This window comes from Paenibacillus violae (genome assembly GCF_032461945.1).
Classification (GTDB): Bacteria; Bacillota; Bacilli; order Paenibacillales; family NBRC-103111; genus Paenibacillus_E; species Paenibacillus_E violae.
Genome location: NZ_JAWCUD010000010.1, coordinates 296,435 through 319,313, shown reverse-complemented (window position 1 = coordinate 319,313; position 22,879 = coordinate 296,435). Strand labels below are relative to the sequence as shown.

The window sequence follows — 22,879 nt, the reverse complement described above, 5'->3', positions numbered from 1 at the left end:
CTTGCTCTTTTGGTGGATTTTTGTGACTTCGATCGCCAGTTTCGACCTGCGAGCACTTCCTGTTGGGGTTGCACTTGCACTTGTACTTGTACTTGCACTTGTACATGCACTCGCGACCGAGGTCGAGCCCAGCCGAGCGACACCACAAACAAAAAAGCCGCCTCCCTCTCACAAGGGCTGACGGCCTTTTCATTTATTTAATCAAATCTTCAACAAATTTAGGCAACACGAATGCTGCTTTGTGTAGGCGTGCTGTATAGTACTTCGTCGGGAATTCCGGAATGGAAGCTTCCTCGACTTGAAGAGGGTCATGCTTTTTGCTGCCCATTGTGAAGGTCCAGAGACCGCTTGGGTACGTAGGGATATTCGCGCTGTATACGCGTACGATCGGGAAGATTTCTTTAACGTCACGGTTAACGGTTTGGATCAGATCTGCTTTGAACCAAGGGTTGTCCGTTTGTGCAACGAAGATTCCGTCTTCTTTTAACGCATCATAAATGCCTTGGTAGAAACCTTTGGTGAACAGTTCAACCGCTGGGCCAACCGGCTCTGTGGAATCGACCATGATAACGTCGTATGTATTTTTGTGATCATGAATGTGCATGTAGCCATCGTTTACGATCACTTCAACGCGCGGGTTGTCCAATTCGCCGGCAATGGTCGGCAGGTACTTTTTGGAGTACTCGATTACTTTACCGTCGATGTCGACCAGAACGGCTTTTTTCACTTTCGGGTGCTTCATGATCTCACGGATTACGCCACCGTCGCCGCCGCCCACAACAAGGACGTTCTCAGGGTTCGGGTGAGTCACAAGTGCAGGATGAGCAACCATTTCATGGTATACGAACTCGTCTCTTACAGTTGTCATGACCATGCCGTCCAGGGTAAGCATCGTTCCCCACTCTTCGGTTTCGATCATCGACAGATCTTGGAAATCTGTTTGCTCTCTTACGTAAGTCTCTTTTACTTTCGCTGTAATGCCGAAGCTGTCCGTCTGTTTCTCTGTGTACCACAAATCCATGTTCATACCTTCTTTCGCTTCTATATTGGATGAATAATTACTGACATTCGTTATCTCTAACAGTGTTCCACCGGCCCAAAATGTCATGCAAGGTCGGCTAAAATTTCCCGTCCCTTCACACGCACAAATTGTATTATAGTTCATTACCCCCAAATTGCAATAATTTCCTAGGTCTTTTCCCCAATTCACAAAAAATATTTACAATTTATTGAATACGGAAACCCATGCTTTTCCATACTGGTTAATACGTCCTTAGGGCGAAGCAAGAAAGGAGGTAGGAATCGATGTCCGATAATGAAAACAATCGTCAACCCTCTTCAGGCACTCCGCAAAAACAAAGGGAGCAAGAGGTGCCTGCGTCCATGCGATGGATGCGCCGTATTAAAAAAATGTTTTCCTTCTTCTTCACTACCTGTGTTTTTATGCTCATTGCTGCTGCCATCTTTTTCGTATATTTGCGTTCGCAGACGCTGCCTGTAACGAAGATGCTGCAAACTTCTCAAATGTTTGATACACACGGCGAACTCATCGACACATTCTATTCGGGGCAAAATCGGCAGGTCGTTCCATTAAATGAAATCTCACCATACCTTATCAAAGCTACGCTTGCCGTGGAGGATCAACATTTCTACGATCATTTCGGTGTCGATGTGAAAGCTGTTGCCCGTGCAGCGATTGTCAATGTGAAAGCGATGGCGAAAGTGCAGGGCGCAGGCACCATCACACAGCAGTTGGCGCGAAATTTGTATTTGACGCATGACCGTACCTGGGCGCGTAAAATCAAAGAAACGATGTATGCCGTTCAATTGGAGATGCAGCTGAGCAAGGATGAAATTCTTGCGGATTATTTAAATCAAATTTACTATGGTCATTCGACCTATGGCATAGAAACGGCTTCGGAGTTATTCTTCGGTAAACACGCCAGTGAATTGACGTTAGCCGAGAGCGCCTTGATTGCCGGTGTCCCGAAGGGGCCACGTTACTACTCCCCTTATTATGATATGAAAAATGCGCTGGACCGGCAAAAAATCGTGCTCCAAACGATGGTCCGCAGCGGGTTCATCACGCAGGCTGCCGCAGACGCTGCCGGCAAAGAGAAGCTAACCATCCAACCGCTCACGAAGAAAAAGCCAGCAGCCGCCCCATATTTTAGAGATTATGTACGGACACTGGCCACGGAAAAGCTCGGTATCCCTGAGGAGCAATTCGACGAGGGCGGCATTCGCATTTACACGACGCTCGACAAGAAAGCGCAGGAAATTGCCGAAAATGTCGTGAACCAACAGTTAACTGGCAAACCAGAGCTGCAGGCCGCTCTCGTCGCCATTGATCCGCGTACCGGTGAAATTAAAGCCATGGTCGGCGGACGCGACTATACAGAAAATCAGTTCAATCGAGCTTTGTCGAATACAAGGCAGCCGGGGTCCTCTTTTAAACCTATTATGTATATGGTAGCTCTGCAAAATGGGTATACCCCCGTCACGCAGGTGAAAAGTGAACCGACGGTGTTCACGTACGATGAAGGGCGGCAACGTTACACGCCTAGAAACTTCAACGATCAATATGTAAACGCGAATATCGATATGCGGCAGGCGATTTCCAAATCCGATAACATCTATGCGGTTCATACGATTCTGGACGTTGGTCCTGCGAAGGTGATTGATCTGGCTCGCAAGCTGGGCATTAATTCACCGATGAAGCCTCTGCCTTCACTGGCGCTCGGTTCCTTCCCTGTTAGCCCGCTGGAAATGGCGTCCGCTTTCGGAACAATTGCGAATCAGGGTCTGCATAAGGAAGCGACAGCGATTGTGCGAATTGAGGATGCGAATGGTCAGATTTTATATCAAGCAGCTCCGAAAGAGGAACAGGTGATTAACCCTGCGGTTGCTTATGTGATGACCAATCTCATGGAGAGCGTGTTCGAGGAGGGCGGTACGGGTAACCGTGTTGCCAGCACGATCAAACGGCCGATTGCCGGTAAAACCGGAACGACCGATACGGATGCTTGGCTGGTCGGCTTCACACCGGAGCTCGCTACTGCGGTATGGGTCGGCTATGATAAGGACCGGGACATCTCTACCGTCGAGTCTCATCTGGCATCGCCGATTTTCGCAGAATTCACGGAACAAACGCTGGAGGCCATTCCGCCTAAGCTGTTCCAAATTCCAGAAGGCGTAGCCAATGTCTATATTGATCCTGTGAGCGGAAAGCTGTCCAACGAGGATTGCCCGAACGCTCATCTTGAGGCATTTCTCGCCGGCACGGAGCCAACGACTTACTGTACGGGCAAACCCGCCAAACCCGCTTCGGGTGATGATAAAAAGGACGCGCCAAAAGGCCAAAACGGCTCTTGGTGGAACGACCTCAAACGCTGGTGGAACGACTGATTTCCAGCCTCCACGCGGCTTTCGGAGAACACAAAAAGGCAGAACTAAGCGCGTCTTAGTCTGCCTTTTTGCTGTCCTAGTATATGAGGTAACATACACTAGGGTCTAGTATACTCGGTTCACATGAACGTAACAATGGATGACACATAATGTTCATAACTTCCAATTATGCCTTGCTACAATTACGAAAGGGCATCTTTCAGCACTTGGTCCGAGCGGTTCCACCATTCTTCGTTATGGCTGATCAGCTGTTTTTTCAAGGCTGCACGCTCGTTGTCGGACAAGCCTTCCAGGATAAATTTACGCTTCATGGCGCCATCCATCTTGTTCACATGATCGGCCAGAATTTTCCATCCCCGGCGTGCCTCTGTATCGATCAGCATCTCGCAAGCAGACATGCCGGCATAATACGCTCCTTCTTCGGTGCGGTCGACGGCAACCCATACGATCCACGCCTTGCGTCCATTCGGCACATCCTCTTTGTTCGTCGAAAATTTAATGCCTTTCTCGATTTTACTCTTGGCATGCAGTGTGCCCTCATCGAGATAAGCTTCATCTCCATCAATAATTACCCCTGATACATTGCTAAGATCGATTGCCCCAGCACCGAATCCTTTGTGATTGACTTTGGAGCTTACTATATTCAAGGCCAGCTTCTTTTTATCCGCTTCCATCGTTGCACCTTCCACTCATCGTAATGTTAAAATGATACCTTTGCTTTTATTGTAGCTAAAGTACTCCATGAGAACAAGAGCAGAGAACCGGAGCTTGGCCAGAGCCTATTTCAGCCGTGTTAACAAATCTTTTCCACTCACAGAAATATTCCCTAGGTTGTCTACATATACATGCTGTAGATGCTTGTTAGGCGGGGTGAATCTATTGAGTGTTTTATTCAAAAACCGAAAGCTACAATGGTTCGTTGTCATGCTCCTTGCAGCAGGCACTGTCTTGCTGTCTGAAACTTTGCTCCCATCTGCAAGTAAACTGACGGTGCCCGTCGTCTCTAAGGAGGAACCGTCAGCTCCGGCGCCGGACATGCAGCCTGCAGATCGCGGCAAATCTTCGGACAAACAAACGCAGGAACCGCTGAGCTACCGCATTGCGGAGTATCACATGAATGTTGCCTACACACCCGAAACAAGGCAGCTCAAGGGGCAGCAAGCGTTATCGTGGGAAAATCCGGGAACGGTTCCTGTGCAAGAGATTTATCTGCATTTATATCCGAATGCATTCGCATCTAAGAAAACCACGTTTATGCGGGAGTCCGGCGGCAAGCTAAGGCAAGATGAAGCTACGGCGGATAGCACCGGTTGGATGGACTTGCTTTCCGTAAAAACGGAAGATGGCGAGGACCTTACGCCACGCATGGCGTTTGTACAACCTGATGACGGCAATAAAGACGACCACACGCTGATCAAAATACCGTTGTCAAAGCCGGTTGGAGCCGGCGAGCGAGTCACACTCAAAACGGAATTTCTCGTCAAACTGCCCGAAGCCTTCGCCAGAATGGGCTATGTGAACGACTTCGTGATGGCTGGACAATGGTTCCCTAAGGTCGCCGCTTATGAACGGGCCGGCACAAGGGGACGCACCGAGCCAGGCTGGAATCTCCATCAATACCATGGGAATTCGGAGTTTTATGCGGACTTCGGCTTGTATGATGTGAAAATTCAAGTGCCGGCGAACTACACGGTTGCCGCGACAGGTTTCCCTGTGAAACCGGCGGTGACGGAGAACGGGACGAAGACGTACCAATTTTATGCCGATGATGTGCATGATTTCGCATGGTCGGCTTCACCTCACTTCGTGTATGTGGAGGAACCCTTCTCTACGCCGCAAATACCCGGTGTGAAGATCAAGCTTTATCTTGATCCCAACCATCAGGATTTGAAAGACCGCTATATGTACGCTGCCAAAAAAGCGCTCTCCCGCTATAGCCAGTGGTACGGATCGTATCCTTACTCGACCTTGTCTATCGTTGTACCTCCTCCCGGAGGCAGCGGCGCAGGCGGGATGGAGTATCCTACGCTCATAACCGCTTGGGGCGCGGACGACAAAACGCCGGATCAGGAATTGGAACGCGTCGTTGTGCACGAGATCGGTCACCAATATTTCTATGGCCTTGTGGCGAGCAATGAGTTTGAAGAAGCTTGGCTGGATGAGGGCTTTACCTCCTACGCCGAGGATAAAGTGATGGAGGCCGACTTCGGGGCAACCCCTAATTTGCCTGTCGAGTCCAGCTACATTACTTCTCCGAATGCCCTGCGGCAAAACGCATGGGCCTATACCGGACATGATCAATACGCAGAAAATGTGTATACCAGAGGCAAACTCGTGCTGAAAGCCATCGAGAAACAGGTCGGCACCAAGACCATGGATCGTATCATGCGGACTTATTTTCAAAAATGGCAATTCAAGCATCCTTCTACCAAAGACTTTCAAAATGTGGTCGAGGATGTAACGAAAACGAAGTGGGACGACTTCTTCAATGAATATGTCTACGGCTCAATGATGGTTGATTATACGGTTGAAAGCATCCATGTGAAAGCCACTGGCAGCAAAGGAGCCGGCCCTTACGAGAGCACGGTCCTCATCTCCAAGCGTGGAGGCAATTCGCCCGAAGTGCCGATTCAGTTCCATTTCGCCGACGGTACGATGCTCGACAAAACGTGGGACGGCAAAGAGAGCAGCATTGAGTACAAACTAACCCACACGACGCCTATTGACTGGGTTCGTATCGACCCGAACTACTCGCTCATTCTTGAGAACAAGCATATTAATAACTTTATGCAAGCAGAAGTGGACACCAAGTGGAAACTCCGCCTGAATCTCGGCATTATCCAATTCCTGCAAGCTATTTTCGGGTGGGTAGCCTGGTAGGCGCCCACTCTACAAGGCAAGTTTGCCTTCAGAAAACAACGCTTAGGAGGGACACCGGTGACAACCTATCTCAAATCCGGCTTCAGGGCGGCTCTACGGCAACCCTTCGCTACGATTGTCTTGTTCATCTACCAAATGTGCTGGGGGATGCTCCTATATAAGCTTGTACAAGGGGTGTTAGTTCCCCTCATGCACCGGTTTCCCGGCGGCGATCAGCCGAAGCAAGCGCTCCAGCTTTTTCTGGCCGAAAGTCAGTTTCAGTTATTCAAAACGGATCTTAGCCACTCTTACTTGTGGTGGCTGGCCGGCCTGCTCCTGGCGCGCATGTTCCTTAGCCCGATGCTGAACGGCGGTGTCTATTATTCGCTCACCCATTCCGATCAAAATGCCGGCTACCGCTTCGTCCGCGGCATCAAGGAACTCACGCTCCCCTTCTTTGCCGTGTATTTGATTCGAATCGCCTTATCTCTGCTGCCGCTCATCTGGGTGCTGCCCAAAGTGCAGAAGGTGTTCGCTCACAGCACATCTTATGAACAGGCTTCCCTCGATTTACTGCCTTGGCTGCTGGGCATGCTGGTGTACGGTTTTCTGCTGCATCTGCTCTTCATGTATGTGCAGTTCGCCATTGCCGCACGTCTCGGCATTATATCCACAGTCCTAACGTTCATGCGGTACTCGCTTCCGATTATCGGCCTTTCTCTGATACTTTTACTGAGCTCAGGACTTTTGGCAGGGATCACGGTCACAACGACCTATATCTGGGCAGGTCTGGTAGCGCTAATCATTTATCAACTTTTCCCGCTTTTCCATATTTTCATGCAGATGTGGTCCATTACGTCGCAATTCCAGCTTCTTTCCGCCAAATTAAGTCGTTAAAAAGCAATAAATAAAACCATAAATGGTTTAGATTTGTTCAACCCCCTTGCAAAAGGGGGTTTTTTTGTCTGTAAAGCGAACCTTTACACATTTTTTCAGACCCAATTGCACGAAAAAGGAGGAATTTCGATGTTTATGACGAATTTAAGGGACTAGCATTAAAAAACCAAATATTTCATGCCGAATTCCTCATTTCTTGGGGAAACGGGGGAACCATACCGGGTGAATTGATCTTGCAAGACAGGGATCATAGGGAACCTTCAACCGAACCCTCCAGCTAACCTCGTAGGCACCGGAAGGAGACAAGCAGTTGAAAAAGGTTGTTGCTCTTCTTTTTAGTCTTGTTTTGTTTTTGAGTGTAGCTTTAGGGAGTGTGTCTGCGTCAGAATCCACATTGGACTCAACGGTTGACGAATTGATTGGAGTACCGTACCGCGATGCGGGAACGACAACAAGAGGCTTTGATTGCTCTGGTTTCACCGCGTACGTGTTCAACAAATTCGGCATTGACCTTCCTCATAGTTCAGCAGCTCAAAATAAAGAGGGCTACTGGATCGACAAAAGTGATCTTCGTAAAGGTGATCTTGTGTTCTTCGACACAGGAGGCAAAGGCATTTCTCACGTAGGCATCTACTTGGGTAACGGTGAATTTATTCATTCCGCATCCAATGAAGGCATCGTGAAAAACAAGCTGAGCGAATCCTATTATGCGAAAAGGTATGTATCCGCTAGACGTGTTCTGTGGGATGATATCTACAATCAACTAACTGCTGAATCCAAGTAATTTTCTTGTTCATCATGAATAAAAAGCCCAGACAAGCGTTAGCTCGAATGAGCTGCTTCTCAGGGCTTTTATTCATTTCTTGTGGCTGTTGTAACTTGACATAGCGTGTAAGCCGTCCTATAATTACGGCATCATGTTTCTAGGGTTCCGTGGCGCTGCAGCGCCAGTCTGGTCCGAGAGAAAACACACAGCGAATACGCTGTGATCACGGAGGGGAAAAAGCCCGGGAGTCTTATCGCATTCGCGATATTGCTTCCAGGCTTTTTCTTTTTGCCGCGGTCAGATGGGCATCTTCGCATACTTTCTTAAGGAGTGATTCACAGATGGCATGGCTTTACTTGGTCATTGCAGGTGTTTTTGAAGTAGTTTGGGCGATCTCACTAAAGTTCTCCAACGGTTTTACACGGCTGGTTCCGTCCAGCATCACCATTGTCGGCATGATCATCAGCTTTTATTTTCTGGCGGTGGCTACGAAAACTCTACCTATCGGCACCGCCTACGCGGCTTGGACGGGAATTGGCGCTGTAGGCGCGATTATTATCGGCACCCTATTTCTGAACGAGCCTGTTAGTTTACTGCGTATCCTATTCATGATCCTCATTCTGGTCGGCGTTCTCGGCCTTAAATTCACATCCGGACATTAAGCCAGGAGTTTCCTTCTTTCCTTGGGCCGATGATTCTTAAGCCACGATGTAGCTAACATACCAGAAGGAGCTGCCGACAAATATGCGCAGATGCTCCGACAGCGGCTTAAAGATTTCATTCAACTCTTCGTACGAATAGTAGTTTTTAATAATTTCATGCTTGGAGCCATCGGCCAGCTCCCTTCTTTTGTACGTATCTTCGCTATGTTCACTCGTAATCAGCTCGCCGCCTCTTCCCGGGACGTACACATTATCCGCCATAAAAACGCGGGCTCCCCGTCCAAGCCGCTCATGAAATCCTTGCAGAAACGAATCCAGACGATTTTTCGGGATATGCGAAAACCAGAAGTTGGCGATTCCGTAGTCAAAATCCCCTTGTACTTCCGAAAGCCGGTAAGCATCCCCTTCGACGAAAGAGGTATTATGCAGCGGCCAAGATTTGGCTGCAGCAATTTGCAGCACCTCCGGTCGAACGTCCACCCCAACGATGTGCTTGGCTGTTTCCGCCATGAACTGCGTCCAATATCCGGTACCGCAGGCCACCTCCAAGACACGGCTCCCCGTAACCTGCCTCTTCACGATATCCGCCAGCATCGCAAGTTCTTGCTGATAGTCCGCATCCTCGCGAGCATAAATCCGTTCATATTCGGCTGCTCGCGCGCCGTAGTAATCCTGCATGCCTTCTTTCTCTTCATTCAAAAGCCGCTGCCTATCCTTCACTTCGTGAACGATCCGTTGTTTAGCTGCCAATAAGTCGGCAAAAATAGCTCCGCCCTGCGAAGCATAATTCGCAAGTAGACCGTGCGTCGCCATCACAATAAGCTGTGTCATCGACAAGCCCGTTTCCTCAGCCATGCGCTCCAGATCGGTCTTCACCTTTTCAGGCAAGTAGACGGAAAGTCTTTTGGTCTTATCATTCTTATCGTCCATTGGGAGATTCCTCCTTTGCGTTTTTATTATATTAACATATATTATATGTCATTAAAACATATTAATTGTACTTTTTTTATGTGAGTAGAGAATTTAGGCTGCATGAAGAAGGCGACACCGGCCACTCACCCTCGCAAATCGCTCTAGTAAACATAGAATACAAAGAAAGTATATTCATATGTTGATAGGAGATGGAGAAATGATTCCCAAACAACGAATGGCTGGAAAACCGAGCAAAATTGTTCGGCTCCCCAAGAGCGCAGGCCTGCCCAGAAGCAAAGCCATGCTGATGTACCGTACGCAGCTTAGAAAATACCATAAGCCCGGTTCGGGTCGCTTTCTAAGTCAGCGCACGGTTTCGATCGGCACCGACAACTCGTGGTTCAATGCGCAAATCATTCCCCGCAACCCTGCGTGGGTGCAAGTTGCTAATGCCAACTATGTTTGGTACTCCGGCAATTTGAACAGTGAGAATGCCATCATTTCGACACGTTTCACGCTTTCTGAGCGTAGAGCCATTCTCGGCGCTTCTCTTTTCCTATCTGTCGACAATTATGCCGTTGTCATCATCAATGGCGTGCCGCTCCTCTTTGACGGACCGCAGAACACACCTTCCTTCTACAACCCGGGCCGCACTTTCGACATTCGCCGATTTGTACGGCGCGGACGCAATGACGTCGTTATCATCGCCTTTAACCTTGGCGGGTCGCGCACCGAGGAAAATCCTGCCGGCGTTGCCGCCAGGCTCGATTTTCGACTTAGCAACTTGCAATAAAAGATCTGTATATGAAAAGGCCGGGTCTCCATCCGTAGATGGAACCCGACCTTTTTTTACATGAACTGTCGTTCACTCCCGTAGCGGCGCTTCAATTGACTCAAGAAGAACTGCAGCGAGAGGAATAACAAGGCGAAGCTGGTCCCTACACTCAAAATAATCCAAGGATGCAGCCTAATATACCTGGAGCCGTAGGCGATAAGGGACAACCATTCCCCCGATGTCGTAATGGTAATGGAGTAGCCGGCGTCGCTGTCGCCAATCGTTTCCGTACCGCCAAGAACAATGTTAAAGACGGCTAATTGCCCCAGCAGGAAGAGCACTTGCATGAATTCGCTAAGGAACATGAACGTCATTTCATTCCTCATGCAGGGGATTAAATGCCGGACTGTACGGTGAAAAACAGAGCCGCCCATTAAACGCGATGCTTCAATAAATAATTTATCATTATAATAACGCGTTCGTTCGGCAATCTGATGAGCTAGCGGAAATACGCCGATGAACGTGACGAGAATGACAAAGGTGGCGGAGAAGAGCAACTTGTAGTGCGCGTCCGCTTTCACCCACTGATCGAGCCTCAGCCCGAAATACATCCCGGCTAATGGCGGAAATAGAAATACAAACGCAGGCACGGAAGCCACTACCCACTGCATCGCTTTTAGAACACCCCACCCTTTGCCGGTGGTCCCGCTCCACAATCCCCAAGGGAGCGCGATAATAAAACGGAGCAGCGTTAGCACTAAAGTCGTCCCCAGCGTATACTTCAAACCGTTAAGCAGCAGACTCACCATGTCAAAGCCCCGGTGATCCGTCCCCAACAGGAACGTGCTGTTCGGTGAAAACGGCGGAATGTTGTAGCGGGTTTTCCCATCTTGCTGATACTGAATCATGTTGATTTTGTCCTCCGGCGCGATGCCGTGCGGCTTCAGCCATGTACCAAATATCGCAACAAGAAGGATAAGCACGATAAGAGCAACAGAGAGATAGAATGCACTAGATGAACGTTTGATCATCGTGATACAACCTCCCCTGTGCGAACGACAAACCTTTTACGCAATAAGGCATACAGCACATGAAATGCCATTGCGAGCAGCACGAGCGACATGCAAATGACTGACATCGATGTGACGCTTTGCATGGCCGGTGAAGTAATGAAGCCGCCCAGGCCGAATATACCGCAGATCGCTTCCGCAACAGCCATACTCGCCAGTGCCAGCGTTGTCGCCTTCGGCAGAATCGAGAGCAAATCGAGCATTACGTTGCGCAGTACGTGAGAGATCAACACCTCACCGCGGGTCAATCCTTTGGCTTGTGCGGTAACGACATAATCCTGCCCCAGCTCCCTCGCAATCGCGACCCGCATTGTACCGTAAATCGTAACTGACGGGATTAGCGCGATGGTGAGAAATGGGATGAGGAACGGCGTTTTATCACCGACTTGTACAATCAGCAGCACGTAATGACCTAGAAACTTCGTCGCATAGATTGCGCCTAATTGAATAAGAACAATTAAAAAGAAATCGGGTAAGCCCACAAGCAAAGCCTGTGCGCCATCAAGTACAAGACCTAATCGCCGCCACAATGACGCTGACATCGCCATGAGCACGCTAAGCACAATTGCCAGCAGCAAGCCTGGGATGAAATACGTACAAGTGCGAAGCAGCATGCGAGGAAGCTCTCCGATGACAGAGATTTCATTGCGGTTGTACGGACTGCGGAATTTACCGAAATCGCCATGGAAGAAGCCCTGAATTTGATCTTTCACGGAATATCCGTAATACCGCCATGAGATGATAGGACGCTCCAATGGAACCGTTGACACGCGGTAAATGCCTTTGATCGTCAACGCTTTGCTGACGTAATCCCATGACTCGCCATAGGGAACGGACAGCAAGCCCGTTTTGTTATTGAGGACGCGACTCCCCGGCAGTTGATCGCTTATTTTCTGAATGCTTGTATCCGGTCCAAGCGTGACCCGAATTTGATCTGGCTGGGTAGATAGGAAGGCATTTCGGATGTTGCTTAGAAAAAAGATGCACACAAGTGTAAACACCCCGAGCAACAGCCACCGAATCGTTGACTTCAAAACCGGTCACCTCATTCTATTATTCACCGTTGGTAGATAACTATTTTATAGTTTACCATGATTCACTTGGGAGTACTATCCATTTATCTGGCATAAGGGAGCCACAGGGCCTTATTCGTGCTAAATCCGCTCCATTCAGCTGCAAATGGGAACTACAGGGCCCTATTCCCTCGAAAAAGCCAACATTTTGGCTGATATCTGTAAAATAGAGGACGGTAGTTCCCCTCCTTCTGCAAAAGTGTAGATTCCCGGCAGAATAAAGGACCAGGGTTCCCCCTACGCTCGGTACAGATCCAGTCCAGTCCTGCCCGACTGTCCACCAAATCGAGACAAAACAAAAAACCTGGCACGCGATCACTAAGATCGCTGCCAGGTTTTTTTCACGAGCTAAACTGCGCTTGGTGCAGACGGCTGTAAACACCGCCCACTGCGATAAGCTCCTCGTGACCGCCTTGCTCCGTAATGCCTTGCTCCGTCACGACGACGATGCGGTCGGCATTCTTGATCGTCGCCAACCGGTGGGCGATCACAAGCGTGGTCCGACCCTGCGACAGCTCGGCGAGCGACTGCTGAATCGCCGCCTCGGTCTCGGTGTCAAGCGCTGATGTCGCCTCGTCGAGGATGAGAATCGGCGGATTCTTCAAGAACATCCGCGCGATCGCAAGGCGCTGCTTCTGTCCGCCCGAGAGCTTGACGCCGCGCTCGCCAACGACCGTGTCCAGTCCCTTCGGCTGGGACTGGATGTAACCCTCCAGCTGCGCACGCCGTGCAGCTTCCCAGATCTCGGCATCCGTCGCGCCCAGCTTGCCGTAAGCAATGTTCTCCCGCAGCGTGCCGGAGAACAAGAACACGTCCTGCTGCACGATGCCGATTTGCCGGCGCAGCGATTCCAGCTGGATACTTCGTATATCCATGCCGTCAATGGAAATGCTGCCTTCATTTACATCGTAGAATCTCGGCAGCAAGCTGCAGATCGTTGTTTTGCCTGCACCGGAAGGACCTACGAACGCAACGGTTTCTCCTGCCCGAATGGTTAAGGAGATATCATTTAAAACCCGGTCTTCCTGCCCGTATCCGAAGGAGACTGAATCAAATGTTATTTGGCCGACGAGATGGTCGACTTTCACGGCGTCAGGACGATCAGACACTTCGGCCTCTGTATCCATCACTTCGCAATACCGCTTAAACCCGGCAATACCCTTGGGATAACTCTCAATGACGTTATTAATCTTCTGAATCGGGCCCAGAAACACATTGGTCAACAGAACGAAAGCAATAAATTCCCCATAAGAAATTTGCTTATCAATCACGAACCAAGTTCCGCAAATCAACACGAACACCGTCACCAAACGCATGAGAATATAACTTAAGGAGACATTCCATGCCATGATTTTATATGAAAGCAGCTTAGTGATCCGGAACCGCCCATTGTTATCCTCAAACAGTTTTTTCTCGTGAGACTCATTCGCAAAAGCCTGAACTACACGAATGCCGCCAATGTTATCTTCGACTCTGGCATTAATGTCGGCGAGATCGCCCATCATCCGGCGGAACGTTTTTGTCATTTTTTGATTAAAATACACGGCGATCCAGAGCAGCACAGGTACAATCACAAAGGTTAGCAAAGCTAACTTCACATTAATGCTCAGCATCAGTAGCAGCGCGCCAATTAGCGTCATTACCGCAATAAACAGATCCTCAGGGCCATGATGCGCTACTTCGCCAATCTCCAGCAAGTCATTCGCCATACGCGACATTAGTTGACCTGTTTTGTTATTGTCATAGAACCGGAAGGAAAGCTTCTGCAGATGGTCGAACATTTTTTTCCGCATATCCGTCTCAATATTAATCCCCAATTTATGACCCCAATACGTAACGATAAAATTCAGCACGGTATTCAGTCCGTAGACGGCAAGCAGCCCTGCACAAGCCCAAAGAATCCAAGCCCAATTCCCGGCAGGCAGCAATTTATCGACCACTTGATTAACAGCTAGCGGAAAACCAAGCTCCAGAAGCCCAGCCACAACCGCACAGGTAAAATCCAAAATAAATAAGTGCTTATACGGTCTATAGTACGAGAAGAAACGTTTCAACACGTTAGTTCACACCTCCATCGATTATTATACATCATAGAAAATGAATGAGGAAAAAAATAGGCGGTTACCGGATGACAGCTGTCCACAATTCTCATATATATAGTTGAACAGCATTCTGTGTGTGGAGGAACGGACAATGCTAATCAACACATTGGACACACGAACCGCGATCTTCCTTGCCGCTATGTGCAGTCAGAGCTACGTGCAGTTTGCGAATGGTCCGGAAAGCGTCATTTTACCACGCAATTATCGGATGGTTTCTTCCTTTACGGCCACCTCGGTTTTTAGCAATAAAGAGTTATTCGGCTTTATTGCAGAGTCTGATACGCAGATTGTGATTGTTTTTAGAGGCACGAGTTCGACGTCAGACTGGATTTCCGATGCGATAGCCAGACAAACGGCATACCCCTATGCCAAAGACGGAGGCCTTGTCCACAAAGGCTTTCTCGACATCTATAATAGCGCACGCAAGCAGATTATAGCCGTCATGTCCAAACTTTCCCCTCGCAAAACCCTTTACCTCACTGGACACAGTCTTGGAGGATGTCTCGCCAATTTGTGCGCACTCGATCTTACGGCTAACACGAGATTTAAGGAGCCCTCTGTCTATACCTATGGTTCACCGCGTGTTGGAAATCCGGCATTTTCCAGCCTCTTCAACCGCAGGACCGGGCCTCGTTATCGCATATATAATACCAATGACATCGTCCCGGAGCTTCCGCCTTTCATCTATAGATCTCCCCGAACCGACCAAGTCTACCACTATCTGCATGTCAAAAAAGGCGTCGAGCTCACCTACCAAGCCGGCTCCATGTCCGCGAACCACGCAATTAGCGGCTACTTTGCCGAATTGGCAAAGCTGGATCCCCGCTATGCGGAACAATTGCAAAATCGAACACCGGGATTTTGTCCGTAATCCCTGATCCGTGACCCGCGACCCTTGAACCCGTGACGTACCCGCAAGGTTTAAACAGCTCAATAACGGCAAGGATAAAGGTTGATCCTTATTTTCATCCAAAAGGGGAGCTCAGCCTTGGTCCTGGTTTATTTCCTGGTTTTAGCCTGGTATTGCGTACATGTACTAGTCACACTGCCCAAAAAATTGCCTCTCATTACGAATGTGCTGCTCTACATGGTTTTGTCCATCATCGACATTAATCGCATGACATTATTCAGTGTAAGTCTAAACTTGTACCACTTTAGCACTCAAATCCCTGAATTCCTTTCCGTGATCCTATATCGAGATTTCATCTATTGCTTTACGTTACTTACTTTTGCCAATGTGTATCTCACAGCTTCTAGATTTCTCACGAAAGTGATTATTTCCCTCTATACCTTCCTCTTTCTCCTTATGTGCTGCTTCATCCTCAAGTGGACAGGTGCCATAACCAATCTGACATGGAACGCCTATTATGACAGTATAACGCTGCTGATCATGATGTCTGTGACGTATGGTCTAGGTCGCTGGCTGCTGCACTTCACGCAGAAGGAGAAAGAAGCATGAATGATGAGGTCTATTACGACAGCCACTTCAATGCGAATGAGTGGTTTGTTATCGCCATGATCGTATTCGGACTGCTAACCATTGTGATATTACCAAAAAAATTCACCCCTGTACAAACCTTGTTCACCTTGCTGATCGGGATTGTCTTTGGTCTTATTTTTGACCATACAATTGGACTGCCTCCCTTCGATCTCTACGATGTCGGGGATGATTCCAACTATCACTTGTTCGATATCTTTTCCTATGCCATGTACGCTCCATTCGGCTACCTCTTCATCTATCTATATAAATGGCTAGGTCTGAAAGGTTATTACATCATTCCTTACATAGTAATCTGGTCTCTCCTAAGTGTAGGCATTGAATGGCTGAGCTTGTTGGTTGGCGTCTTTCATTACAAAAATGGGTACCGGCTCATGTTCTCCTTCCCTATTTACTTGTTTCTGCAGTCGATTCATTACCTGCTGTTTCAGACACTGCTCGTGAACAAAAGCAGTGTAAACGAAAATAAAAATACGTAAAAAAAACAAAAGGTCCCCTTCCACTCAACATCGAGCTGGATGGGGATCTTTCTTAAATTTTATGCATTTTCCTTCACTGCAAAATGTTTCTGAATCAATGAAATCTGACCGGCATGGATACCTGTGTGATACATCAAGCGCCCCACCGCTTCCAAAGGCGTCGATGTCCCAATTGCCGTTTCAACGGGAATATGCCATTTTTCCTCCGGCAATTCACGCATCGCTTCAATTAAGTAAGCATTGGACGCGGCCAGGAGGTCGATCAACTCCTCTTTGTTCGTAAAGACGGCTTTACTAGCGGATGGACCTCCGCTCGTTTGCAACTTAAGTCCCTCTGGTAAGCTTTTACCAAAAAACCAATTAGCGAACATATATTCAACTTCTGCATTATGACGAAGCATATATCCGATCGAAGCAGAACCCAGTTCAAGGGTCAGATCGGCCTCCGGCAATTTTCTCATTGAAGCATGGAAACGGTCTTGAATCGCGTTCCAAATCGGTAATACGGTTGCAAAACTCATAGTGATTACACTCCCTTATTCGAATAAATTATGAGGACTTTGTTTGCTGGTGGCCATCTCTTGCTACATGATCAAACTGTTCCGCCGTTAAGTTGATATCAAATGCTTGACCAAAGCCTGCCACATAGCGGCCCTGCAAAGTTATCAGTTCAAACAGCGAGAAGTCTAGCGTCTTCAGCATATTAATCGTCGGCTTGCCGAATGCTTCTCCGAAGAGTTCAAAAATGTCTTCATGCCCCTCATTGCCGATGTTTGCGGCTTGGCATACAAAGCGCGCCCGTTGTCTGGCGAACATATTCTCCGTGGAAGTTTCATCCTCAATCAGCATGACATCCACAGAGGGATTGGACTCCATATAGCGGTAATGGTTGGCAATCCGGCTGAGGTAGATATACAACTTGCCATCTTTTTTAACAAAAGGGGCATACGAAATGAAAGGCTTTCCCTGCTCATCTACTGTGCTCAACATCAGGGATTTCAGGCTGTTCGTAAATTTTAAGTACTGTAGTTTCATGTTTTCTTTGTCCAATTGTTTCATAGGGAGTTCCTCCGCTTTTCTTTAGTTGTGTACGATAAAGCTTACTTTCATTGATGTAATCTCGCTTCATGTCCCCATCTAATAATTGATAATGGTTTTCATTATCATTATATTGATAATGAAAACCATTATCAATAGAGAAATGAACTTTTGGTCAATTTATTATTTATCGACGTTATTCGTCCAGATTTCTGGCAAAGGTTTACAAAAATCTTGTTTTAATTTACAATTTTCAACAGGAACATTACTTATTCGACATAAACCTACAGAAGACAAATTTTGATAGGGGCCTTTATACAAATGGATCTTTTAATAAGCGAGAATCGCCGTCAAAGAAATACGATTGCCTTGCGATTGTTGCTGCTAAATTTCACGATCATCATCCTTGTCATCACTTTTGCCTACATGAGGCTTGGGTTAACTACTCCCCATTATTTGTGCATGGCTGCCGCCAATGTCTTGACCCTTACCACCTATATCATCTTTTATTCCTATCACAAGGATTCCGGTTGGATCGGCTATATCCCTATTGGGGGACAGTTTCTCAACACAATGCTTCTAATGATGTTTGTGCCTGCTGTAACGAATACTTTTAGCAGTATTTACATCGTTGTTGTCGCCGCCGTTTTTATGCGCAGAAAAGTGATGTTTGTCGCCATTTCCCTTGTCTTGGCAGCGGACGCTTACTTCTTCTTTTTTGTAGAAGCCAAGAACTTCGTGCTGTCGTCTCAAATTCTTACAGGCATTCTTACCTGGTCACTGCTCATTATCATCAGCTTGCTCCTGGTTTCCAGCACTAACAGAAAGCTCATGGAACGCTTCTTCACGCTTCAGAAAGATACGCTGGATAAAGCCGAGCAGATCAAGCATATGGCTTCCACCGATCGATTAACGCTGCTTCCAAACCGTTTCTCCGCATATGAATTTTTAGAACAGGCGATCCAGCAAGCCAGTGCTGTTAATGGCCGAGTTTGTGTTATTTGGGTGAATATTGATAACTTCCAAATGATTAATGATTCTGTGGGGTATGCCACAGGCGATCAATACTTGCGCTTTTTTGCCCGTAAAATGGTACATATGTTCACTCCCGGCATGCATGTTTCGAGATCAGGGGGAGATGAGTTTAACCTCATTATGGATGTAGGCGGCAATGATACGGATTTCATAAGCACAGTTCATGCTATTTGGAAAGCTTGCCAATCTCCTTTTCAAGTTGCCGGCGTTTCCTTTCCGCTCAAAGTAAGTATGGGTGTCGCCTTGTATCCGGATCATGGGCAAACGGCTGAGCAGTTGCTTAAATGTGCCGATGTCGCTATGCGTAAGGCGAAGGCCGGCGGGAAGCATCAATTCCGTATTTTTGATGAAACGATGCGATTAGATCAGCTCTACAAGCGGAAGCTGGAAGATGCGCTGCAGGGCGCATTGGCACAGAATCAGTTTACGCTGCATTTCCAGAAGCAAATTCATGTGCCCAGCGGAGAGGTCAAAGGATATGAGGCTTTACTGCGTTGGCAGCAGCCCGATGGGGTGTACATTCCCCCTAGTGAATGGATACAGTTAGCCGAAGAGACCGGGCTTATTGTGCCGATCGGTTACTGGGTGCTGCAAACAGCTTGTCATACGGCTAGAAAGTGGCAAATTGCCTCGCAGATGTCTTTTACCATATCCGTCAATATTTCTGCGCTTCAGTTGATGCAGTATGATTTTGCGGATCAGGTTCTAGCCATATTGGAGGAGACCGGACTCGATCCCCGCCACCTTGTGCTTGAACTCACAGAGACTCTGCTCATTCAATCCATAGAAACATCGACCAACCACCTCAACCTCCTTAGGGATAAAGGGGTGCGCATCGCGCTCGACGACTTCGGCAAGGGCTTCTCTTCCCTTAGTTATATTAAGCAATTGCCTGCTGACATTATCAAAATTGATAAATCTTTCATTGATCATATTGACGATTCAACCGTAGATCGGGTAATTATGGAGTCGATCATCTCACTCGTTCAGCGAATTGATAAAGAGGTAGTCGCCGAGGGCGTAGAGAAGCAGGAGCAGCTGCTCATCCTGCAGGCGGTCGGCTGTGATTTTGTACAGGGTTACTATTTCAGCAAACCGCTGCCCGAGCATCAAGCTTTTCATGCACTCGTTCAAGCTTAACGACAGAAGACCACTCCCGGAATGGGAGCGGTCTTCTTGCTTTTTATAGGAAGTAACGTCTCCCTTATTCGTCAAAAAGTGCCGTAGATAAATACCGCTCTCCGGTATCTGGAAGGATGACCACGATGGTCTTTCCTTTATTTCCAGGCCTTTTGGCGATTTCCGTCGCTGCAAAAGCAGCCGCTCCCGAGGAGATGCCGACCAGCAGACCCTCGGTCTTTGCCAACGCGCGAGCCGTGGCGAAAGCATCCTCGTCGGATACGCTGAAGACTTCATCGACAAGGGAACCGTCGTAATTATCCGGCACGAAGCCGGCGCCGATGCCCTGAATCTGGTGCGCGCCACGCTGGCCGCCCAGCAGGACCGGCGAATTGGCCGGTTCTACGGCGATGACTTGCACGGACGGGTTCCTTTTTTTCAAAACGTCACCCACGCCCGTAATCGTCCCACCCGAACCTACACCGGCAATAAAAATATCAACATTTCCGTCTGTATCTCGCCAAATCTCCTCTGCCGTCGTCTTTCTGTGTACCTCAGGATTAGCTGGATTGCTGAATTGCTGCGGAATGAAAGCATTTGGCAGCTTCGCTGCGAGCTCCTCTGCTTTCTTCATCGCTCCCATCATTCCTTCTGAAGCAGGCGTAAGCACCACTTCCGCACCCAGCGCTTTCAGTAATTTCGTGCGTTCCATACTGAACGATTCTGGAATCGTAATGATTAAGCGGTATCCTAATGCCGCTGCGGCAAACGCAAGGCCTATCCCTGTATTCCCGCTGGTTGGCTCTATAATAACGGTATCCGGTTTGATATGGCCGGATTTCTCGGCTTCTTTGATCATGGCGAAACCGATACGATCTTTGACACTTCCGGCCGGATTAAAATACTCCAACTTCGCCATGATTTTGGCTTCAAGGGCCTGCCGTTTATTGTAATTCCAGAGCTCTAGCAGCGGCGTGTTGCCGATTAGCTCTGTCAAATTATTGTATATGGTCGCCATTTCGTATGACCTCGCCTTCTATATTTATTAAACCCATGAACTTACTTGGATAAGAAAAGTATAGCGCGGAAATGGCGAAAAATGAAATCAGTAATGTTGATAATGGAGTAGGATATTTTCTTATAAATGCGGATTACCGCTCACTTAATGTAGCAATAGTGATCTTATGTTACACTGTGATGAGAAATCATCGCGAACGTTAGGAGAAATTGACGAATGAAATTGGTATCGTGGAATGTGAATGGGCTGCGCGCATGCGTGAATAAAGGCTTCGTGGATTACGTCAAGGAAACGGACGCCGATATCATCTGTGTTCAGGAGACGAAGCTGCAGGAGGGGCAGATCGCCCTCGAACTTGGCGAGGACTACAAGCAGTACTGGAACTACGCCGTCAAAAAAGGCTACTCCGGCACAGCGGTGTTCACCAAGCTCGAGCCGCTTTCCGTACGCTACGGCATGGAAGAGGATGAAGAACCCGAGGGTCGGATCATCACGCTCGAGTTTGAGGATTTTTATCTGGTGACGGTGTATACCCCGAACGCCAAACGCGATCTTTCCAGGCTGGACTACCGCCTGGAGTGGGAAGATCGCTTCCGCAGCTATCTCAGTCAGCTGGACGCGAAGAAGCCGGTTATTGCCTGCGGCGATCTGAACGTCGCTCATCAGGAGATCGACCTCAAGAATGCCAAAGGCAACCACAACAACTCCGGCTTCACCCTAGAGGAGCGCGGGAAAATGACCGAGCTGCTGGAGACCGGCTTCATCGACACTTTCCGGCATCTCTATCCGGACCGCACCGACGTCTATAGTTGGTGGTCCAATATGCCCGGCGTGCGCGCGCGGAATGTTGGATGGCGCATCGACTATTTTATCGCTTCAGCGAGGTTGAGCACCAACATCGTCGCCGCCAACATCGACTGCGCAATTCTGGGCAGCGATCATTGCCCTGTTCGTTTGGAAGTAACCTTTTAACCCCCCACAAAGTGAAAAACCAAAAAGCGCTCTCTCACCATGCGGTGGGAGAACGCTTTTTTATCTAGGAATAATCATAGGTCAGGTTACGTCGTCGACGAACGAAGGTTATGATGCATCTATACACATAAAATAGAAGCACAAACATCTCTAGTCCCCAAATAATATAGGTCGACGTCTCGCTCACTTCAATTTGCAAGTAGTTAAAGTCGGCAAACTGCTTGCGCACGAATTGGTCCGCCACCATCTGAGCCACATGATCCACAATCGGCACAAAGTCCTTGCCATACCCCTGCTCTGTCATATAGTCCTGAACTTCCAGCTTGAGCATATCGACTTCACTCCACGAGAAGGCATGCACCCATTTCATAGAGCCATCCGAAGCTGGACTAAAGCTGACGATGAAATCGTTCTTGTTGCCGTTCTTCCATTTATCCTGAAGGGCATAGCCATACGCTTCCGGCAGATCCGTTCCCATATTGACAAAAATGAGATTGACCTGCTTCCACGACTTCGTCTCCCCAGGACGATCCGGGTCAGGCACCGCCTTGTTCAACTCGGTATTCCATGCCGCCAACGCCGCCAAGGCATTTTGCCTATTTGGCACATTGCCCACGATTCTATCCACATGAAGCACCTCCGAGACGAAGCTCGGATATTCAGGCAGATCAGGATAATCTTTCAGATCAATGTCGCTATGTTTAAAAAGACTGTAGGAACCTCTCACCTTATTTACATACAGATGCACGGAGGCAGAAGGTGTCCCAGGAGGAAAATATTTGGCCAACTCGGCTGCCGAATTAGGTGACCTGTCCGTAAACCTCGTCCTTCCGTCCATAGACCTTCTCACCTCAAACCATCCGTTATCCGATGTTTTAAGTTTGTTTACCGCCTCGTGGTGCTCGTAGTGGCCTGGCTCTTTGGTACAGCTCTTGTGACCTCGGCTGTCCGTAGAGCACTCTTCGCTGCCTGCGATCCACTCGTCCCACTCTTCTTTGTGCTCCCAGTCCGTGACAGCCCCGGACCAGACCTCCGTATCGACCGTCCTCAGAAAAAAATCACTGGCTACTACTCCCGCGAATAAGATGACGGCAAGTACCGATGTCAGCAGATATCGCCACCATTTGCGGCCCGTTATAAGTTCAATGGCAAAACCAACAATCAGAACGAGGAATAACGCTGTCCAATACGCCATC

At 48.4% G+C, this 22,879-nt stretch carries 21 protein-coding genes and 2 riboswitches; of the genes, 11 read left to right on the top strand and 10 right to left on the bottom strand.

The window, feature by feature from the left end; all coding sequences use genetic code 11:
* Positions 1-193: 193 nt before the first annotated feature.
* A complete protein-coding gene (gene speE, locus RQP52_RS26195; RefSeq protein WP_315954590.1) occupies positions 194-1,021 on the bottom strand; it encodes a polyamine aminopropyltransferase in 828 nt (275 codons plus the stop codon).
* A 284-nt stretch (positions 1,022-1,305) separates the two neighbouring features.
* Between speE and RQP52_RS26190 the strand changes: the two genes are divergently transcribed.
* Positions 1,306-3,408, top strand: a complete 2,103-nt coding sequence (locus RQP52_RS26190; RefSeq protein WP_315954570.1) for a transglycosylase domain-containing protein — start codon at positions 1,306-1,308, stop codon at positions 3,406-3,408.
* 182 nt (positions 3,409-3,590) lie between these two features.
* On the opposite strand, the gene RQP52_RS26185 is transcribed toward RQP52_RS26190, so the two are convergent.
* Positions 3,591-4,082, bottom strand: a complete 492-nt coding sequence (locus tag RQP52_RS26185) for a YwhD family protein (protein WP_315954569.1) — start codon at positions 4,080-4,082, stop codon at positions 3,591-3,593.
* A gap of 250 nt (positions 4,083-4,332) precedes the next feature.
* On the opposite strand from RQP52_RS26185, the gene RQP52_RS26180 reads away from it, so the two are divergent.
* The 4 genes from RQP52_RS26180 (at position 4,333) to sugE (ending at position 8,592) form a co-directional block, all read left to right on the top strand.
* Positions 4,333-6,288: a M1 family metallopeptidase gene (locus RQP52_RS26180; RefSeq protein WP_315954589.1), complete on the top strand. Its 1,956-nt coding sequence runs from the start codon at positions 4,333-4,335 to the stop codon at positions 6,286-6,288.
* Positions 6,289-6,345: 57 nt separating this feature from the next.
* Complete coding sequence (locus RQP52_RS26175; RefSeq protein WP_315954568.1) at positions 6,346-7,164, top strand: hypothetical protein; 819 nt, start codon at positions 6,346-6,348, stop codon at positions 7,162-7,164.
* A 168-nt stretch (positions 7,165-7,332) separates the two neighbouring features.
* Positions 7,333-7,471: riboswitch (cyclic di-AMP (ydaO/yuaA leader) on the top strand.
* 3 nt (positions 7,472-7,474) lie between these two features.
* The gene (locus RQP52_RS26170) at positions 7,475-7,948 is read left to right on the top strand and encodes a C40 family peptidase (protein ID WP_145664846.1); all 474 of its coding nucleotides are present in this window, start codon (positions 7,475-7,477) and stop codon (positions 7,946-7,948) included.
* A 129-nt stretch (positions 7,949-8,077) separates the two neighbouring features.
* Positions 8,078-8,180, top strand: a riboswitch (guanidine-I (ykkC/yxkD leader).
* A 91-nt stretch (positions 8,181-8,271) separates the two neighbouring features.
* A complete protein-coding gene (gene sugE / locus RQP52_RS26165) occupies positions 8,272-8,592 on the top strand; it encodes a quaternary ammonium compound efflux SMR transporter SugE (RefSeq protein ID WP_127457638.1) in 321 nt (106 codons plus the stop codon).
* Positions 8,593-8,628: 36 nt separating this feature from the next.
* Here sugE and RQP52_RS26160 read toward each other — a convergent pair whose 3' ends face one another.
* A complete protein-coding gene (locus RQP52_RS26160; protein WP_315954567.1) occupies positions 8,629-9,522 on the bottom strand; it encodes a methyltransferase domain-containing protein in 894 nt (297 codons plus the stop codon).
* Positions 9,523-9,700: 178 nt separating this feature from the next.
* On the opposite strand from RQP52_RS26160, the gene RQP52_RS26155 reads away from it, so the two are divergent.
* Positions 9,701-10,297 carry a hypothetical protein gene (locus tag RQP52_RS26155; RefSeq protein WP_315954566.1) on the top strand — a complete coding sequence of 199 codons (597 nt, stop codon included), beginning with the start codon at positions 9,701-9,703 and terminating at the stop codon, positions 10,295-10,297.
* 56 nt (positions 10,298-10,353) lie between these two features.
* Here the strand turns inward: RQP52_RS26155 and RQP52_RS26150 are convergent, their stop codons facing one another.
* The 3 genes from RQP52_RS26150 to RQP52_RS26140 all read right to left on the bottom strand — a co-directional run bounded on the left by RQP52_RS26150 (position 10,354) and on the right by RQP52_RS26140 (position 14,479).
* The gene (locus RQP52_RS26150; protein WP_315954565.1) at positions 10,354-11,310 is read right to left on the bottom strand and encodes a hypothetical protein; all 957 of its coding nucleotides are present in this window, start codon (positions 11,308-11,310) and stop codon (positions 10,354-10,356) included.
* A complete protein-coding gene (locus RQP52_RS26145) occupies positions 11,307-12,383 on the bottom strand; it encodes an ABC transporter permease subunit (RefSeq protein ID WP_315954564.1) in 1,077 nt (358 codons plus the stop codon). The genes RQP52_RS26150 and RQP52_RS26145 overlap by 4 nt, the downstream gene beginning before the upstream one ends.
* Before the next feature lie 380 nt (positions 12,384-12,763).
* Entirely contained in the window at positions 12,764-14,479 is a 1,716-nt protein-coding gene (locus tag RQP52_RS26140) for an ABC transporter ATP-binding protein (RefSeq protein WP_315954563.1), read from the bottom strand.
* A gap of 136 nt (positions 14,480-14,615) precedes the next feature.
* Here RQP52_RS26140 and RQP52_RS26135 point away from each other — a divergent pair, with 136 nt between their 5' ends.
* From RQP52_RS26135 to RQP52_RS26125, 3 genes are all read left to right on the top strand, one after another.
* Positions 14,616-15,395 carry a lipase family protein gene (locus tag RQP52_RS26135; protein WP_315954562.1) on the top strand — a complete coding sequence of 260 codons (780 nt, stop codon included), beginning with the start codon at positions 14,616-14,618 and terminating at the stop codon, positions 15,393-15,395.
* 117 nt (positions 15,396-15,512) lie between these two features.
* A complete protein-coding gene (locus tag RQP52_RS26130; RefSeq protein WP_315954561.1) occupies positions 15,513-15,983 on the top strand; it encodes a hypothetical protein in 471 nt (156 codons plus the stop codon).
* Positions 15,980-16,501: a hypothetical protein gene (locus RQP52_RS26125; protein WP_315954560.1), complete on the top strand. Its 522-nt coding sequence runs from the start codon at positions 15,980-15,982 to the stop codon at positions 16,499-16,501. Before RQP52_RS26130 ends, RQP52_RS26125 begins: the two co-directional genes overlap by 4 nt.
* Before the next feature lie 59 nt (positions 16,502-16,560).
* Here RQP52_RS26125 and RQP52_RS26120 read toward each other — a convergent pair whose 3' ends face one another.
* Positions 16,561-17,022 (bottom strand): DinB family protein, encoded by a 462-nt coding sequence (locus RQP52_RS26120; RefSeq protein WP_315954559.1) that lies wholly within the window; start codon positions 17,020-17,022, stop codon positions 16,561-16,563.
* 28 nt (positions 17,023-17,050) lie between these two features.
* Positions 17,051-17,560 carry a HugZ family pyridoxamine 5'-phosphate oxidase gene (locus RQP52_RS26115; RefSeq protein WP_315954558.1) on the bottom strand — a complete coding sequence of 170 codons (510 nt, stop codon included), beginning with the start codon at positions 17,558-17,560 and terminating at the stop codon, positions 17,051-17,053.
* A gap of 300 nt (positions 17,561-17,860) precedes the next feature.
* Here RQP52_RS26115 and RQP52_RS26110 point away from each other — a divergent pair, with 300 nt between their 5' ends.
* Entirely contained in the window at positions 17,861-19,714 is a 1,854-nt protein-coding gene (locus RQP52_RS26110) for a putative bifunctional diguanylate cyclase/phosphodiesterase (protein ID WP_315954557.1), read from the top strand.
* A 64-nt stretch (positions 19,715-19,778) separates the two neighbouring features.
* Here RQP52_RS26110 and cysK read toward each other — a convergent pair whose 3' ends face one another.
* Positions 19,779-20,711: a cysteine synthase A gene (cysK, locus tag RQP52_RS26105; protein WP_315954556.1), complete on the bottom strand. Its 933-nt coding sequence runs from the start codon at positions 20,709-20,711 to the stop codon at positions 19,779-19,781.
* Positions 20,712-20,927: 216 nt separating this feature from the next.
* Between cysK and RQP52_RS26100 the strand changes: the two genes are divergently transcribed.
* Entirely contained in the window at positions 20,928-21,683 is a 756-nt protein-coding gene (locus RQP52_RS26100; protein WP_315954555.1) for an exodeoxyribonuclease III, read from the top strand.
* A gap of 64 nt (positions 21,684-21,747) precedes the next feature.
* Here RQP52_RS26100 and RQP52_RS26095 read toward each other — a convergent pair whose 3' ends face one another.
* Positions 21,748-22,878, bottom strand: a complete 1,131-nt coding sequence (locus tag RQP52_RS26095; protein WP_315954554.1) for a hypothetical protein — start codon at positions 22,876-22,878, stop codon at positions 21,748-21,750.
* Between the last annotated feature and the right edge of the window lies 1 nt (position 22,879).

Excerpts from the sequence above, each read along its gene's own strand:
- speE (WP_315954590.1), bottom strand. The coding sequence starts at position 1,021 with ATGGATTTGTGGTACACAGAGAAACAGACGGACAGCTTCGGCATTACA.
- RQP52_RS26190 (WP_315954570.1), top strand. The coding sequence starts at position 1,306 with ATGTCCGATAATGAAAACAATCGTCAACCCTCTTCAGGCACTCCGCAA.
- RQP52_RS26185 (WP_315954569.1), bottom strand. The coding sequence starts at position 4,082 with ATGGAAGCGGATAAAAAGAAGCTGGCCTTGAATATAGTAAGCTCCAAA.
- RQP52_RS26180 (WP_315954589.1), top strand. The coding sequence starts at position 4,333 with ATGCTCCTTGCAGCAGGCACTGTCTTGCTGTCTGAAACTTTGCTCCCA.
- sugE (WP_127457638.1), top strand. The coding sequence starts at position 8,272 with ATGGCATGGCTTTACTTGGTCATTGCAGGTGTTTTTGAAGTAGTTTGG.
- RQP52_RS26160 (WP_315954567.1), bottom strand. The coding sequence starts at position 9,522 with ATGGACGATAAGAATGATAAGACCAAAAGACTTTCCGTCTACTTGCCT.
- RQP52_RS26155 (WP_315954566.1), top strand. The coding sequence starts at position 9,701 with ATGTTGATAGGAGATGGAGAAATGATTCCCAAACAACGAATGGCTGGA.
- RQP52_RS26150 (WP_315954565.1), bottom strand. The coding sequence starts at position 11,310 with ATGATCAAACGTTCATCTAGTGCATTCTATCTCTCTGTTGCTCTTATC.
- RQP52_RS26135 (WP_315954562.1), top strand. The coding sequence starts at position 14,616 with ATGCTAATCAACACATTGGACACACGAACCGCGATCTTCCTTGCCGCT.
- RQP52_RS26125 (WP_315954560.1), top strand. The coding sequence starts at position 15,980 with ATGAATGATGAGGTCTATTACGACAGCCACTTCAATGCGAATGAGTGG.
- RQP52_RS26120 (WP_315954559.1), bottom strand. The coding sequence starts at position 17,022 with ATGAGTTTTGCAACCGTATTACCGATTTGGAACGCGATTCAAGACCGT.
- RQP52_RS26115 (WP_315954558.1), bottom strand. The coding sequence starts at position 17,560 with ATGAAACAATTGGACAAAGAAAACATGAAACTACAGTACTTAAAATTT.
- RQP52_RS26110 (WP_315954557.1), top strand. The coding sequence starts at position 17,861 with ATGGATCTTTTAATAAGCGAGAATCGCCGTCAAAGAAATACGATTGCC.
- cysK (WP_315954556.1), bottom strand. The coding sequence starts at position 20,711 with ATGGCGACCATATACAATAATTTGACAGAGCTAATCGGCAACACGCCG.
- RQP52_RS26100 (WP_315954555.1), top strand. The coding sequence starts at position 20,928 with ATGAAATTGGTATCGTGGAATGTGAATGGGCTGCGCGCATGCGTGAAT.
- RQP52_RS26095 (WP_315954554.1), bottom strand. The coding sequence starts at position 22,878 with ATGGCGTATTGGACAGCGTTATTCCTCGTTCTGATTGTTGGTTTTGCC.